Source organism: Oleiphilus sp. HI0086, assembly GCF_001635225.1.
Genome location: NZ_LWFZ01000925.1, coordinates 1 through 611 on the forward strand (window position 1 = coordinate 1; position 611 = coordinate 611).

The following is a 611-nucleotide window of genomic DNA, read 5'->3' on the forward strand; positions in this document are numbered from 1 at the left end:
AAGATGAAAGCGTTCAACGAAAAGTACATTCTAAAAAAAGCGATGCAAAATCGTTTGCCAAATACTATTGTCCAGCGTTATAAACAGCCTTATAGAGCACCTAACATACCATCCTTTTTTAGTGACAGTACGCCCGAATACGTTGAAAGCTTACTAAGCGAGAATTCTTTGAAAGACAGCAATTACTTCAACCCAAACAAAGTGGCGCTACTATTGAAAAAAATCAAATCAGGTAAGGCAATTAGCCAAAAAGACAACACAGCGCTTGTATCCGTCTTATCAACCCAAGCCTGGCACCATCATTTTATTGATCAATTTGAGAGTAATTTCAAAAACCATCACTCTAATGATACCGAGTTACACAGAATCAGTTAGAATAAATAATCCTTACAATAATGTAACAACATCTTTTTATTTAAGATTTAGGAAACACTATGAGCAATGAAGCAACGCTAAGAACATTTATCCTTGAGAACTACATGTTCACAGACAATCAAGACGAACTCAAAAATGATGACTCTTTTTTGGATAAAGGCATTCTAGACTCCATGGGAATACTCGAAGTCATTGCACTGCTTGAGGATGATTTTAACATCACCGTTGAAGATGAA

The 611-nt window shown here is 35.8% G+C and carries 2 protein-coding genes; both read left to right on the forward strand.

Going from position 1 to position 611, the window contains the following annotated elements; genetic code table 11:
* Positions 1–375: asparagine synthase-related protein (locus A3756_RS16635; protein ID WP_197481350.1), on the forward strand; the 375-nt coding region annotated here is incomplete at its 5' end.
* 104 nt (positions 376–479) lie between these two features.
* Positions 480–611: phosphopantetheine-binding protein (locus tag A3756_RS16640; RefSeq protein WP_231875558.1), on the forward strand; the 132-nt coding region annotated here is incomplete at its 3' end.